The sequence below is a fragment of the Methanotorris formicicus Mc-S-70 genome (assembly GCF_000243455.1).
Classification (GTDB): Archaea; AGJL01; Methanococci; order Methanococcales; family Methanococcaceae; genus Methanotorris; species Methanotorris formicicus.
Genome location: NZ_AGJL01000047.1, coordinates 1 through 13,980, shown reverse-complemented (window position 1 = coordinate 13,980; position 13,980 = coordinate 1). Strand labels below are relative to the sequence as shown.

General features: G+C 33.4%; 11 protein-coding genes. 4 read left to right on the top strand and 7 right to left on the bottom strand.

What is annotated here, in order from left to right:
* Nucleotides 1-268 precede the first annotated feature (268 nt).
* From METFODRAFT_RS07695 to METFODRAFT_RS07685, 3 genes are all read left to right on the top strand, one after another.
* Nucleotides 269-1,258 carry a transcriptional regulator gene (locus METFODRAFT_RS07695; RefSeq protein WP_048115762.1) on the top strand — a complete coding sequence of 330 codons (990 nt, stop codon included), beginning with the start codon at nucleotides 269-271 and terminating at the stop codon, nucleotides 1,256-1,258.
* 47 nt (nucleotides 1,259-1,305) lie between these two features.
* Nucleotides 1,306-2,115: a YkgJ family cysteine cluster protein gene (locus tag METFODRAFT_RS07690; RefSeq protein WP_007045014.1), complete on the top strand. Its 810-nt coding sequence runs from the start codon at nucleotides 1,306-1,308 to the stop codon at nucleotides 2,113-2,115.
* A gap of 234 nt (nucleotides 2,116-2,349) precedes the next feature.
* The gene (locus METFODRAFT_RS07685; RefSeq protein WP_007045013.1) at nucleotides 2,350-4,323 is read left to right on the top strand and encodes an ATP-dependent DNA helicase; all 1,974 of its coding nucleotides are present in this window, start codon (nucleotides 2,350-2,352) and stop codon (nucleotides 4,321-4,323) included.
* A 4-nt stretch (nucleotides 4,324-4,327) separates the two neighbouring features.
* Here METFODRAFT_RS07685 and METFODRAFT_RS07680 read toward each other — a convergent pair whose 3' ends face one another.
* On the bottom strand, nucleotides 4,328-4,846 hold the full coding sequence (locus METFODRAFT_RS07680) for a UPF0254 family protein (protein WP_007045012.1): 519 nt from the start codon (nucleotides 4,844-4,846) through the stop codon (nucleotides 4,328-4,330).
* A gap of 78 nt (nucleotides 4,847-4,924) precedes the next feature.
* Here METFODRAFT_RS07680 and pth2 point away from each other — a divergent pair, with 78 nt between their 5' ends.
* Nucleotides 4,925-5,275: a peptidyl-tRNA hydrolase Pth2 gene (gene pth2 / locus METFODRAFT_RS07675; protein WP_007045011.1), complete on the top strand. Its 351-nt coding sequence runs from the start codon at nucleotides 4,925-4,927 to the stop codon at nucleotides 5,273-5,275.
* On the opposite strand, the gene METFODRAFT_RS07670 is transcribed toward pth2, so the two are convergent.
* The 6 genes from METFODRAFT_RS07670 to METFODRAFT_RS07645 form a co-directional block, all read right to left on the bottom strand.
* On the bottom strand, nucleotides 5,270-5,812 hold the full coding sequence (locus METFODRAFT_RS07670) for an endonuclease dU (protein WP_007045010.1): 543 nt from the start codon (nucleotides 5,810-5,812) through the stop codon (nucleotides 5,270-5,272). The genes pth2 and METFODRAFT_RS07670 overlap by 6 nt on opposite strands.
* Before the next feature lie 72 nt (nucleotides 5,813-5,884).
* On the bottom strand, nucleotides 5,885-6,790 hold the full coding sequence (gene fhcD / locus METFODRAFT_RS07665) for a formylmethanofuran--tetrahydromethanopterin N-formyltransferase (protein ID WP_007045009.1): 906 nt from the start codon (nucleotides 6,788-6,790) through the stop codon (nucleotides 5,885-5,887).
* A 152-nt stretch (nucleotides 6,791-6,942) separates the two neighbouring features.
* Nucleotides 6,943-8,109 carry a homocitrate synthase family protein gene (locus METFODRAFT_RS07660; protein WP_007045008.1) on the bottom strand — a complete coding sequence of 389 codons (1,167 nt, stop codon included), beginning with the start codon at nucleotides 8,107-8,109 and terminating at the stop codon, nucleotides 6,943-6,945.
* Between the two features lie 73 nt (nucleotides 8,110-8,182).
* Entirely contained in the window at nucleotides 8,183-9,682 is a 1,500-nt protein-coding gene (gene mmp3 / locus METFODRAFT_RS07655) for a methyl-coenzyme M reductase-associated protein Mmp3 (protein ID WP_007045007.1), read from the bottom strand.
* Nucleotides 9,683-9,784: 102 nt separating this feature from the next.
* Nucleotides 9,785-11,176 (bottom strand): lactaldehyde dehydrogenase, encoded by a 1,392-nt coding sequence (locus tag METFODRAFT_RS07650; RefSeq protein WP_007045006.1) that lies wholly within the window; start codon nucleotides 11,174-11,176, stop codon nucleotides 9,785-9,787.
* Between the two features lie 283 nt (nucleotides 11,177-11,459).
* A complete protein-coding gene (locus METFODRAFT_RS07645) occupies nucleotides 11,460-13,859 on the bottom strand; it encodes a plasma-membrane proton-efflux P-type ATPase (RefSeq protein WP_048115761.1) in 2,400 nt (799 codons plus the stop codon).
* Between the last annotated feature and the right edge of the window lie 121 nt (nucleotides 13,860-13,980).

Genomic DNA, 13,980 nt, shown 5'->3' with positions numbered 1-13,980 from the left:
ACTTCAATATTCCTATTTTTACTACCATTACTACCTCCTCCCAAATGTTGGATAATATTTTTCTCAAAATATCATATTAATATGTATTCTAATTTACATTTATAACAATTGAATTTTCTATTAACTTATATTAATGTTTCTGATATATAAAAATAAAGTATATTCATATATTTAAATAATTTAAAAGATTACACAATAAAATTTATATACTGAATAACCATAAAAAATATATATGAGATAGATTAGTATGAGACAGGTGATTAATATGATGAGGGAAATGTTATTAACCGAATGTATCAACTTACTAAAAACTCACAACTTTAACATCTCACAACCTTTGGGAAGAGCATGTTTTGATATCATCGCCAATAGGGGAGATGTGAGATTACTAATAAAGATACTAAAAAATATTGACAGTTTAAGTGAAGAACAGTCAAAAGAACTCATAAAAATAGCAAATATCTTATCTGCGGTTCCAATAATAATAGGAATAAGAACGAGAAATGCCATGATGGAGCATGGGGTGGTGTATGATAGATACAATATAAAAGCAGTTACTTATGAAACATTTGAGGAGTACCTGAAGGGTAGTCCCCCAGTAGTTTATGCACATAGGGGAGGCTTCTTTGTAAAAATTGATGGTGAGGCATTAAAGAAAGTGAGAGAAAGACTCAACGTATCTGTTGGAGAATTGGCAGAAGCGTCGGGAGTTTCAAGAAAAACCATATATAAATATGAGCAAAATAAGGCAAATCCATCATTGGAAGTGGCTATAAGGATTGAGGAATATTTAGATGCCCCATTAGCGGAAGGTATAGACTTGTTTGAACCAGTAGGTATTCAAAAATTAGATATGACTCAAGACAGGCATTCAGATACAAAGAGAGATGTTGATGACTACAAAAAACAGGCACTGAACATATTAGATGAATTAGGATTCAACCTAATACCAACTCTAAGAGCCCCTTTCGATGCTGTGGCAGAGAAACACAAGAATCCAGAAGAAAAACATAACATCCTCTTAACAAATATTGGCGAGCGGGAAAATGAGGATATGCGAAGAAGGGCAATATTAGTTAGGGAGATGTCAAAACTCCTGGATGGATATTCATTACTAATCTTGGAGAAAAAAGAGAGGCATTATAAAAATTTAGCAGTAATTAGTATGAGAGAACTTGAAAAAATGGATGATGCTTTGGATCTAATTGAATTTATAAAAGATATGTTAAAACCAAGAGGGTTGAAAAAATCTATTTAATTTTTATATATTTATTAATTTAAAAATAAAAATTGAAGTGATACCGTATGGAATGGGAGGTAACCTTTGATGGCATAACGTATGAATGTATAAAATGTGCTTATTGTTGTTCCTGTGAGAATTGGAGGATATATTTGAATTATTTTGATACTTTGAAGTTAAAGAATTATTCTTATGCTATAGAGGACTATGGAGATGGAATATTTAAGAAAAGGTTAAAGGTTAATGAGGGGGGATGTATCCTATTACATAACAACCTATGCAAAATCCAATTGGAGAAAGGTTATGAGTATAAACCACTCATGTGTAAAATCTTTCCATTTAGTTTTATGGTAAAGTGGAATGGGGATTTGTTACTAATAATAAAACACTACTGTAAGGGAATAAAAAAAGGAAAATGCAATAAGAGAATAATAAAAAAGGCAATAGAATATTGTGAAGAACTTTATTTGGATGAGTTGGATGATATTATTTTTGAGGCAATGGAGGAAAGTTCAAAAACAAAGATTGATGACAATTGGATAATCAGTTGGGAAGAAAGGGAAGAATTTGGAAGAAATATATTTAAGAGTAAAAATTTGGATGAGGTTTCTGAGAAATGCAAAGAACTTATAGGTTATGATGTTTCAGAGCGAATAAATAGAATAAAAGATAATCTAAATAAATTGGAAGAGTATATCAGAAAAGAGAATGAAGAGGAAATAATAAGATTTATGGGAGAGTTAAATAAGAGGGAACATTTTAGAAAGTTGCCACTCAAAAAGGAGATAGATAAACTCTTAGAAATTGGGGAAAAAATTAGCATATACAAAAATGTATTTAAAGGAGAGGGCATTATTGATAAAGAATTACTATAGTTATTTGCGATTTTACTAATTATTTATATGCTTCGAAATTCTTAAATGTTGTATTTGTCTTAAATTTTAAAATAAGTCGCAATCTTCCTTAAATTTATTAAGCATTTTTCTAATATTTAACGCAAACAACTATAAATCCAACAGGAAAATCAACAATAATTCAATTACAAAGTTAATCAATACTAAACCTATTTTAGTTTTTTTTGAGTTGCACTTTATAATTAAGGTGATTTTATGGATATTTACGAATTTAGAGAGTTTGTTAAGGAGAAATTTCCATATCCAAAAATAAGGGCACAACAAATAAAGATGATGGAGAAGATATTCGATTGTATATCAAAAAGAAAAAATTTGGTTGTTGAAGCCCCTACGGGAGTAGGAAAGACACTCTCATATTTAATCCCCGCATTATATTTTGCAGAGAAGGGAAAGAGGGTCATGATTTTAACAGAAACTATTGACCAGCAGGAGAGGATATTAGATGATTTAAACTCTCTAAAACATAATTTAAAAGTATCTTTTATGATGGGAAAGGGGAATTTCTTTTGTAAATCTAAAAACGATAAAGCAAATAGATTATATTGCCAACTAAACAAAAAATGCAAATATAGGCCAAATAAAAAGCCTATCTGCTATTGTGGGACAAAAAAGATTGCATTGGAGTTGGATGGGGATGTAAAATACTACTGCCCATTCTGCATTTGTGACTACCAAAGGGCAAAAATTGAGAGTATATTTGCAGATATAGTGGTTATGAACAATAGCATTTATTATTATGCAAAGGAAGATATCGATAAAAAGAGAGAAACGGATATTATAATCTGCGATGAGGCACATAAATTGGAGGGGAGTATAAGAAACGCTGCTACAATAACAATAAATCCAGATGTGGCGTTAAATCGCCTTAAGTTTATGGTTTACCATTACGCCCCTTATAGATTAATTAAGCATTTGGAGAGGGGGGAGGAGAGATTTTGGGATGTTGTTGAGAATTATGTGGAAAAGTTTGCAGATGTTAAAGAATGCAAAAATTCACTCATATTTGATCACACATTGGGAAAGATAACATCTTGGAAATATAAGGATGATGTTGCAATATTGGGGACTTTATTGGATGGTTATTATCAAATAAAAAACATAAAAGAAAAGATTGATACCTTAGGAGAGAATGTTGAGTTGGATAAGAAGGATTTAAAGTTCAAAGTTGATAACAACGCACTAATTCCATTGGAATTGCAGTTTGTTAATGAAAAAAGAATAAGTGAAATGCATTTAATGGAATTTTTGGATAATTTAGGGAATTTAAAAAGCATAAATGAAAACTTTGTTGTTTATAAAAATAATGGCTCTATTTTATGCGAGCCTATTGTTGTCTCGTCTTATTTAAGGAAGTTATATAGGGATGCGGTGGTTATACACTGCTCTGCAACATTGGGGAATTTAAGGATTCATGCATTAAAAACAGGAGTTAAAGATGCTGAGATGCTAATATTAACCTCTCCATTTCCAAAAGACAGGAAGAAAATTATTGCCCTAAAAGATGGGGAAGATATGAAATGGGAAGGAAACAGCAAAAAAAGAAAAAGAGCAAACGAGAATCTATTAAAAATTATAGAGGCATGTAATGGCAACACACTTGTTTTATTTAAAAGTTTTGAGGATTTGAGTAGTGCTTATACCTACCTATTAAACAATATAGACCAAGTGAACATAGACAACAAAAACATCTACACCTACGAGGCAAATATGGATGGAAAGGAGGCAAAAAAATTAAAAGAAAAGTTTGAGGAGAATGGAGGAATTCTACTCGCAACTGGAAGATTTGCTGAAGGGGTTGATATCCCGGGGGAGGCATTAACGAGTGTTATCATCGACTCCCTTCCGTTTCCAGTACCAACTCCATTAATAAAAAAAGAACAGAAGATGATAGAAGAAACGTTTAAGAGAAAAGGTATTAAAGACGCACATTGGAGAGGTTTTTTAATGACGTCTTTCCACATAATGGCAAGAACAGTAGTTCAAATGATAGGGAGATTGATAAGGACGGAAACTGATTATGGTGTTGTTGTTATACAGGATAAAAGATTTGCTGATTGGGTTGGTAAGATTATGAAGGATAGGGGTTATTTAAAGGACAACTACGATTTAATGACCATAGATGAGGCTATCTCATTTATCCCAAGGTTCATGAAAAGGTTTAGGAACTAGTAGGTCATTCATTCACATATTCATCTTTTAAAACATCTATAAACTTTCTCAATCCCTTCTCAATGCCATTTCTTTGCCTTTCTAAGATATTTTCATGTTTTAATAAATTTCCACAAACATCTGTTGTGAAAGTATATTTGTTTTTATCTGTTAGTATACAAATTCCTCCCCTACCAACTCCTGCCGTAGTACCTATTGCAATATTGCAGTTTAAAATATCCTTCAATCCCTTAGCCATTAAGTAAGCAACTTTTAAGTCATTTTTTTCTGTATATGCCTTTGCGTATGCATAAGAGTAATCAGGTTCTGGAAGTTTAATGTTTAGCAGTTTCTCAGCGGCATAAACTGAGGGTATGAACATTGATGCCAAAACTCTAACATTTCTTATGATTTTTAATCCTTCTCTATCAAAAATTTCTTTGAATTCAAAATCTTCATAACCACTCGCCGCTTTATGAATGGTTATTCCAATTTTTGCATGAGTAAAGCATTCAGCAGTTGCCACTGAGATTTTATCAATCATAAAAAATTCCCCCATGGATAATTTTTAGTATTTGGAGATATACATACCTATTTATTTATAACTTTTTGAGGGAAAATCATGTATAAGCAAGCAATTGTTATAAGAAATGACTTAAAAATGGGAAAAGGAAAAATTGCAGCCCAGGCAAGTCATGCAGCAATAGAAGCATTTTTAAATGCTGAAAAGATATGTCCGAATGTTGTTAAAGAATGGTTGAGAGAAGGACAGAAAAAGGTAGTTTTAAAGGTCAATTCAGAAAAAGAACTATTTGATATTTATTTAACTGCAAAATCCCTTGAATTGCCTTGTAGTTTAATCAAAGATGCTGGAAGAACACAGTTAGAACCTGGAACAACCACTGCTGTAGGTATTGGACCAGAAAAGGAGGAAAAGATCAACAAAGTTGTTGGGCATTTGAAGTTATTATAAGTCCAAAAACCCCCTACCAATTAAATGGGCAATTCTAAGACATTCTGGGACTTTGCTCTTTAATCTTGTTTTTTTGATTAGTTCTTTAACCTCTTTCCCATCTATTCCAACATATTGAATATAAATTCCTTCAATAGGTTCTGGTTCTGGAAATGAATTTAGAAGTTCTGCCCTTTCTTTCCAGTCGTTAAAATGCTTTTTTAGTGCATTTATCATATCTATCCTATTTGGGTTTTTTCTTATTACAACAACAACTGGCTTTTTTGTTTCTTCGTTAATTTTGAATATATCCGCTATATTAAATCCTCCAAACGTAACTCCATATAAGAATATTGCGTTTATTTTTGGATAATGCTTTCCTTTAACAACATCTACAATCTTTTCAGTTGCATCTTTTCCATCTTTTTGGATTTTTTTAAAATAAACTCCATCCAATATTCTATTTCCCCTAAAATATGTGGCAATTAATAAAGCGGTTTTATCGTTTTTATAAAAAGGAGCGTCATCAAATCCAATAACTCCAATTTCATCCTTCATAACAATCCCACAAATTTAAAAAGATTTAAATAAAACAATATACGAAGAAAATAAAAAATAAAAATTGGGGATTTATTCAAACAAATCATGCAATTTTATTTGGTACTTACCTAATTTTCCACCGTAGTTTCCAGCGGTGATTTTCTTAACTCCTGGAACTTTTGTTGCTGCTAAAATACCAACTTTCATTGCCTCTTTAACTGCCTCTTCGCTAACCCCATCAATAACAATCTCATAAATTCCGTTTACATCTTCTGGAACTTCACTGTCTTCTACAACCCCCTTCAATGTTGGACACATCTTGTGGTTTGTTGTAGCAGTCATGAATTTGTATTTTGGATTGCTTGCTCCTACTTTACTACCTGATGCAACAATTCCACCTGGGAAAGGAGTAATTACTCCATCAACTGAGTTAATTGCATCAATTGCTGCTTCTGCTGCAACTAAAGCAGAAGTTTGGTTCTCTGCCAATATGAAGAAGTTTCCTCCTGCAACTCCCTTCTTAATTCCAAATTTGCTCTCTGTTATAAACTCCCCACTCATAATTGGGATTTTATAAACTGTTTTATCCCCAACTTTGTCTTTTTTCTCATATCCATCTCCAAAGAACTTCAACTTAAATCCAACTTTTAATTGTTCCTCTGCCTCATCCCCCATAGCATCAAATGCCGCTGTTGTTGGAGCGGTTAATACACACTGTCCAATTCTCTCTAACATTTGGTGTTCTAATTCTGATTTCTTTGGGTGGCAGATTTGGATGATGTATCCTGGTCTTCCATCCGGTGTTTCTGTTGGCGGAACGTATTTTTCAATCCCCGCCTCTGCTGGACACATGATAACTGAACATCCAAATCCTGTTGCTTCTGTTGCAGCAATTTTTGCCAATTTTTCTGTTGCCGCTGTTACCAAAATTCTTGAAACCCATATTGGAAATGCTTCAGCAAATGTATCCTCTATAACTACCCCATTTATTTCCATCATTTCCCTCCTTATTTTTATTAATTTTAAAAGAGTAATAACTTAAGCATGATATTATCGTGAAGATTAATCATAACGCAAACAACTATACAAAAACTATTATTAATAACTTTTTATTTTGATTTTGTTATTAAAATTATTAATGACCCAATTTATCTCCTAACAACCTCTTCAACAATCTTTTTAAACACTTCATCATCAATGAAGATTCCTTTTTCCCTCGTCTCTTTAACCCTCTTTACAATCTCGCACAATTCCTCCTTGTTAACTTTAATGCCCATTTCTTTCAACTTATATGCTATTGCCCTACAACCAGAGTGCTTTCCAAGGACTATATTCCTTTTCTGTCCAATAACTTCAGGCAAAAACGGCTCATAAGTTAATGGATTATCGATAACCGCATCCACGTGGATACCACTTTCATGATAAAATACCATCTCTCCAACAATTGGCTTATTTTTTGGCAATTTGATGCCTGAGTACTCCTCAATCATTTTTGAGAGTTCAGTTAAAACCTCGATATTCAAATTTAACTTAACATCATATAATACAGTTAAAGCCATAATCAACTCTTCTAAGGACGCATTTCCAGCCCTCTCTCCAATGCCATTTACTGTTGTTGAAACTGCCTTAGCCCCTCCAATTAACCCATATATTGAATTTATAACTGCAAATCCAAAGTCATTGTGGCAATGAACTCCTATATGTGCTTTTTTAAGGTTTTTACTCAACTCACTACAAATAAATTCCATACTTTGTGGTGTAGCACATCCAGTTGTATCTGCTATATGAACCCTATCTGCTCCTGCCTCTTCAGCGGCTTTATGGACTTTGATTAAATCTTCTATTGGTGTCCTTGTTGCATCTTCAGCAGAGAAGGCAACAAACAATCCATGTTCTTTTGCATATTCAACTGCCCTAACCCCCATCTCTAAAATCTCATCCAAACTTTTGTTGTTAAACTTATATTTTAAATGCAGAGGGGACGTTGCTATAAAGGTAATAATTCCATCTACATCGCATTCAATTGCCTTATCAATATCTTTTTTCAATGCTCTACATAACCCTAAAATCTCAGCATTTAGCCCTTCATTTGCTATTGTTTTAACTATCTCTGCCTCTCTATCAGAAACTATTGGAAACCCGGCCTCTATCTGTTTAATTCCCAACTCATCCAATTTCCGTGCTATTTCTAACTTTTGCTCTTTTGTAAAACAAACACCCGGGGTTTGCTCCCCATCTCTCAAAGTTGTATCGTAAATATAGATGTCCTTCAATTTCAACTTTGGATTGTATGGACAAACACATTTCCACTCCATAATCTTCCTCCTTTTATGAATATCAAAGTCAGTTCCTTTCCTTAAATTTACTGAACCGGTATATATATTTGTGCTATTTAATCTCTAATAGATATACAGTATCTCCATTCTTAACACTCATTAAATATTCTGCGTTTTTAACAATTTTTGCAACCAAGTTTGTTCCCTCAAACGTTTCCCCTGTAGGACCAAATTTATCACTATCACTCAACCTGACTCCAATCATTCCTTTGTATCTCTTAACCATATTTGTTACTGCAATCGTGTTTGCCTCAACTTTATCTTCTGGCGTGTTTTCAGGTAGGAGACCTTTTGCATATTCCTTATTACCCTCAAACATCACCAAATCCTTATGCTTGAAATAAACCTTCAACCTTCCAACCCTTCTTGTTGTTAAGCCAGTAGTTTTTCTGAAGTACCATGCTGTTATTGGACTCTCTTTATCAAATATTTTTATATAAACCAATTTATCTGGTTCAATTCCAACAATTTTAACCTTCTTTGTTTTTAATATTTCCATTGTGTATTCTGGGATTTGCTCAATTATTATTGCGTTATCGTTAGTATTGCCTTCCCTAACAACCTCTACCCCATATTCTTTAAACATTTCCTCTGCTTCTTTTTGAGTCATACCTACAGCATTTAATCTTTTTGGATTTGTAATTACTGTCAATATTCCATTCTCTGAAAAATCAATTAATTCCATACCTTTCGTTATCCTACCAACAACTGTATGGGATAGTGATGAGACTCTTCCTTCCCTATAGATGTAAACCTTTCCTGTTCCGCTTCCAATATTTCTTACAGTTATAACTCCCCTATCCCTATCTTTAAAGTTTTCCTCATCAATTATCAATGTCTGCAACCTACAATCAGCAACATAGGTGTTTGTATTCTCAGAAATCTCAAAGAATCCATCTTCCATTATTGCCAACGCATGCTCAACACTCTTTGGTAGTTCATCAAAGGTTGCCTCAAAGTAAGTATAAATCTCCCAGTTATCTTCCAACTTCAAGTCCAAATCTTTTGTTACTAAATAATCAACTTCCTCTTTTGTCTCTCTTATTGGCTCAATGGAAATAATTTTATCCCCTTTTGCTAAGTTTGAAACTACCCTCTTACCGCCAACAACAATACCCATTTTTGGATTTTCTAAACCATACATTTCTTCAACATCTTTTTTAACAAAAACCAAATGCCCTTCATTCTTATCCAAACCTGATAAACTCAACACAACATCCCATTTTTTAAACCTCTTCTTTTCAGGACTGACGTTTAAATCAATAGTTATTGCTCCAAAGGAAACATCCACACCACTCTTCCATCCCAAACTCTTATTTTCAAAGAGTTTATAGTTTTCCTTCCAGAACTTTGAACTCTCATTATTTTCTGTTATTGCAATGGTTATGCTTCCCTTTGTTGTTTTTACAACATATTTTTTTACCTCTTTTTCCACTTTCTTCTTACTGCCTTTAATAATGACGATATTTGCTCCCTCTACATAAGGTTCATCCTTTATAACATCCCTCAAAGTTTCTCCAGATTTTGGTTTCCCATTTACAATTACGTTCATAAAATCCACCTAATCACCATAATTATGTAATATTATTTTGAAAGATTTTGAAGAAAATCAATTAAGTTTATCATCTTTAAAGTTTTTTAAATTTTTCCTCACTTACTTATTAATTACAATTGTTTTTATTTCTGTCATCTCTTCTATTGCATACTTAACACCCTCTCTTCCCAATCCACTCTTTTTAACCCCTCCAAATGGCATATTATCTTGCCTAAATGTTGGAGAATCGTTAATCATAACCCCTCCAACTTCAAGTGCATCAGCAGCCATTAACGCCTTGTTTATGTCGTTGGTAAATATCCCTGCATGCAATCCATATTTTGTGTTATTTGCTGTTTCTATTGCCTCATCTAAACTCTCAACTCTTATTATTGGTGCTACAGGCCCAAATATCTCAACATTTGCCAATATATTATCCTCGTCAATTTCAACAACAGTTGGATAGTAGAAGGTTTTTTCCCTTTTTCCCCCACATAAAACTTTTCCACCTTCTTTAACTGATTGATTGACTAAATTCTCAACTCTCTTTGCACTTTCAAGTGTTATTAGTGGTCCAACATCAGTTTTTTCATCAAGTGGATTTCCAACCTTTAAACTTTTTGATTTTTCAACAACTTTCTTTATAAACTCATCTGCAATTCCTTCCTCAACAATAACTCTTCCAATAGATATGCAAACCTGGCCTGCATTTAGGTAGGAACTCCTAACTGTTGCATCAACAGCCTTCTCTAAGTTGCAGTCCTTTAAAATAATAAGTGGGTTACTTCCCCCCAACTCAAGGGTTATCTTCTTCATTCCTGCATTTTTGCTTATTGACTCACCAACCTCAATACTTCCAGTAAATGAAACCATATTTACATTTTCATTTTTAACAATCTCATCCCCAACAACACCCCCCATTCCAGTAACTAAATTAAACACTCCCAATGGAATATCCAAACTTTTTAAGACCTTTTCAATAATTTTTGCCAATTCAATTGCAATTAAAGATGCCTTTGCAGACGGATGTAAAACAACAGTATTCCCTCCTGCAAATGCCGGCCCTATTTTATGTGCTACTAAATTAAGTGGGAAGTTAAATGGAGTTATTGCACCAACAACACCAACCGGTTCTCTTTTTGTAAATATCAACCTCTCTGATGGAATTACCTCCCCCCTCAACTCCTTAGCATAAAAAGCAGAGAGTTTGAATGTTGTTATTGTTCTATCCACCTCAATTATTGACTGCCTAATTGGCCTTCCAACATCAAGGGAGATGATTTTTGCAAGTTCTTTTTTATTTCTCTTTATTTCCTCTGCAATTTTAAAGAGTAAATTGTATCTTTTTGTTGGAGAAAGGTTCTTCATAACTTCTTTGTGTTCATTAGCAACATCTATTGCATATTTTGTCTCTTCTCTACTGCAAGAGGTTATTTTATCAATGACTTCCAATGAGTAGGGATTTATAACTTCCAAATCATCCCTTTTTATCCATTCTCCATTTATAAACACGGTCTCACCATGAGCAATTTTTGAAAGATAAATATAAATCGCAATGTTTATATATAATCATTCAAAATATTAAATAAAACCGAGTTTACATAACCCTATTCCATAGTGGATAGGGTGTACGTTTAAAACTGTGCTCCACAGTGGGCACAGTGTACCTAAAATTCTAATTCATACTAAAATTTAAATTTATTATATTGTTATATCTTATACTATTTTATTTTTTGTTATTTTATTTTATCATCATCCGCATCATAAATGTCCACAACTATCAACCCCGTGTTTTTTAAATACTATAAGATCTTAAAAGGATTATTTTGATTTCATCGTTAATCAACATCCATAGATGTGCATAGAACCACATAAATAAAGCCATCTTCCAACCAATCGGTGCCATAAATATGCCTTCGGCAGCCACAATTGTTCCAATAATATTTGTTCCCATAACACCCCAAAATAGCCATTTACTTGGGTAGGGTTTTCTCCACAACCTATCTCTGACTCTTGTAACAAATATGGTTGCATGTCCTGCCAATATCAACTTCAAGAATACAAAACTCTGCAACTCGGGAAGAGTTAAATGCAAGAAAACATCTGATATATAAAATATTAAGAAAGAACTAATAACTCCACTAAATCCCAATATAGTTGAAATGGTTAAAATTTCTTTCATCTTCCATTTTACCGGGGATTTTGGCTCAACAACATTGTCGTAAGCAATTGCTAATATTGGGATGTCATTCAAGATTGCCAAGAGTACTATCATTAAGGCGGTGATTGGGTAGATGCCCAAAACTAATATACACAATTCAATAAAAAATAAAATCCTAATCGTTTCAGTGATTCTATAGATAACATAACTTTCCATTCTTTGGAATATTCTTCTTGCCTCCTGAATCGCATCAACAATAACAGAAATTCCCGGAGATAATAAAATTATATCGGCCGCTGCCCTTGCAGCATCAGTTGCATTAGAAACAGCAATTCCACAATCTGCCTTTTTTAATGCAGGAGCGTCATTAACCCCATCTCCAGTCATTGCAACCATATGTTCCCTATTCTGTAGTGAGTCAACAATCCTATATTTATGTTCTGGGAACACCTCAGCGAATCCATCCGCTTCTTCAACAATGACATCAAATTTTTCCTCTTTAATTTCACCCCCCTTCAATTTTTTTAGCAATTCACTTATTGATATTATTTTATTTCCAATTCCCAGGATCCTTGCTATGTTTTTTGCTATTGCCACGTGGTCTCCAGTGACCATTTTTATTTTAACACCCAATTCTTTGATTTTTTTAACTGCTAAAGGAGCATCTTCTCTTGGAGGGTCGTACAATGAGATTATTCCAGTAAAGTGCCATTTTCCATCCATATAAATAGCAACCCCTAATGCCCTATAACCATTTTCAGCAAGTTTATCAACAATCTCTTCAACCTTTTTTCTAAAATCCTCATCCGCATTGCATAAATCCAATATTACTTGTGGGGCTCCTTTTGAAACTTTAAATGTTTTTTCATTAGTTATTTCTGCCTCAGTCCTCTTTATTACTGGGTCAAATGGGATGAATTTTTTTATCTTATAATTTTTTATTTTCTCTATCAGATTTAACTTCTCTGCCTCATTCAGAATCGCCATATCAATTGCATCAGCATCCTCTTCTCTCGAAGCAAGAGTGGCAAATAAAACAACGTCTTCCTTACTAAAATCATTTAAAGTGATTATTTCCCCACATACAAGTTGATTCTTTGTCAAAGTTCCAGTCTTATCTGAGCAGAGAATATCAACTCCAGCAAGTTCCTCAATAGAAACCAATTTTTTAACTATGGCATCTTTTTTTGCTAAATTTAAAGCACCAATAGCCATTGTTATTGACAATACTGCAGGCATAGCCGCTGGAATTGCAGAAACTGCCAAAACTAATGCAAACTGAACTGTCTTTATTAAACTTGCTCCCCTCCATAACTCGACAGCAACCATTATTGCTATTAAAATCACCGCCAAAATTATCAGATAATCTCCTATTTTGATAATCATCTTTTGATATGAACTGACCCTTTCCGCTTTCTCAACCAACCTAACAGTTTTTCCAAAGTAGGTATTTAGCCCAGTGTCTTTAACAATTCCAGTTATCTCCCCTTTTTTAACAACAGACCCGGAATAAACAATATCCCCAACTTTCTTTTCTACTGGTAAGGATTCTCCAGTTAAGGCAGATTCATCCACAACCAAATAATCCCCCTCAACCAATACGATATCTGCAGGGACTATGTCTCCAATCCTAACCCTAACAACATCTCCAGGCACCAACTCCTTTGCCAATATCGTTTTCCATTTTCCATCTCTTAGAACCCTTGCATTTAAAGCCATCTTTTGTTTTAAAAATTCTATTACATTTTCTGCCTTATGTTCTTCCCAAAAACCAACAATACCATTTACCAATAATAAAATTAGAATTATGGTAAAATCTATCCAGTGTTTAATTATTGCTGACAAAATAGCGGCTATTTCAATCATCCAGGCAATGGGATTCCAAAAATACGATAAAAATTTAATTATTGGATGGATTTTCCTCTCTGGGATTTCATTGTATCCGTATTCTTTTAACCTCTCTTCTGCCTCTTCTGTTGACAATCCAGTTTTTAGGGATGTTTTAAATTCCTCTTCAATTTTTTTAATAACCATAATATCATCCACAATAACTCTAATTTTTAAAAATATCTTAAAAATAAATCTATAAATGGAGTTATTTAAATATTGGCATAATGGTAAACACTCAGTATCTCCGAACATCATACTAACTAAT

What these genes read in the sequence shown, in the direction of transcription:
- mmp3 (WP_007045007.1), bottom strand. Translation starts at nt 9,682, where the DNA reads ATGAACGTAATTGTAAATGGGAAACCAAAATCTGGAGAAACTTTGAGG.
- METFODRAFT_RS07695 (WP_048115762.1), top strand. Translation starts at nt 269, where the DNA reads ATGAGGGAAATGTTATTAACCGAATGTATCAACTTACTAAAAACTCAC.
- METFODRAFT_RS07645 (WP_048115761.1), bottom strand. Translation starts at nt 13,859, where the DNA reads ATGGTTATTAAAAAAATTGAAGAGGAATTTAAAACATCCCTAAAAACT.
- METFODRAFT_RS07660 (WP_007045008.1), bottom strand. Translation starts at nt 8,109, where the DNA reads ATGGAGTGGAAATGTGTTTGTCCATACAATCCAAAGTTGAAATTGAAG.
- METFODRAFT_RS07670 (WP_007045010.1), bottom strand. Translation starts at nt 5,812, where the DNA reads ATGAAGGATGAAATTGGAGTTATTGGATTTGATGACGCTCCTTTTTAT.
- METFODRAFT_RS07685 (WP_007045013.1), top strand. Translation starts at nt 2,350, where the DNA reads ATGGATATTTACGAATTTAGAGAGTTTGTTAAGGAGAAATTTCCATAT.
- pth2 (WP_007045011.1), top strand. Translation starts at nt 4,925, where the DNA reads ATGTATAAGCAAGCAATTGTTATAAGAAATGACTTAAAAATGGGAAAA.
- fhcD (WP_007045009.1), bottom strand. Translation starts at nt 6,790, where the DNA reads ATGGAAATAAATGGGGTAGTTATAGAGGATACATTTGCTGAAGCATTT.
- METFODRAFT_RS07680 (WP_007045012.1), bottom strand. Translation starts at nt 4,846, where the DNA reads ATGATTGATAAAATCTCAGTGGCAACTGCTGAATGCTTTACTCATGCA.
- METFODRAFT_RS07690 (WP_007045014.1), top strand. Translation starts at nt 1,306, where the DNA reads ATGGAATGGGAGGTAACCTTTGATGGCATAACGTATGAATGTATAAAA.